Consider the following 402-nt stretch of genomic DNA (forward strand, 5'->3'; position numbering starts at 1 on the left):
GATGGGTAGGGGAGCGTCGTGTGCCGGGTGAAGCAGCGCCGGAAGGCAGTTGTGGACGGTTCACGAGTGAGAATGCAGGCATGAGTAGCGATTCACACGTGAGAAACGTGTGCGCCGATTGACTAAGGGTTCCTGGGTCAAGCTGATCTGCCCAGGGTAAGTCGGGACCTAAGGCGAGGCCGACAGGCGTAGTCGATGGATAACCGGTTGATATTCCGGTACCCGCTGTGAAGCGTCAAACATCGAGCATCGTGATGCTAAGGCCGTGAAGCCGCCCCTGATCTCTTCGGAGTGAGGGGGAGTGGTGGAGCCGCCGGCCCAAGCGGTTAGTAGGTGAGTGATGGGGTGACGCAGGAAGGTAGTCCATCCCGGGCGGTGGTTGTCCCGGGGTAAGGGTGTAGG

At 60.2% G+C, this 402-nt stretch carries 1 rRNA gene; it reads left to right on the forward strand.

Features of this window, described 5'->3' with window-relative positions:
• A 23S ribosomal RNA gene (locus KUM38_RS31615) occupies positions 1 to 402 on the forward strand; the annotation flags it as partial.

The sequence above is a fragment of the Streptomyces sp. AC558_RSS880 genome (assembly GCF_019049255.1).
Classification (GTDB): domain Bacteria; phylum Actinomycetota; class Actinomycetes; order Streptomycetales; family Streptomycetaceae; genus Streptomyces.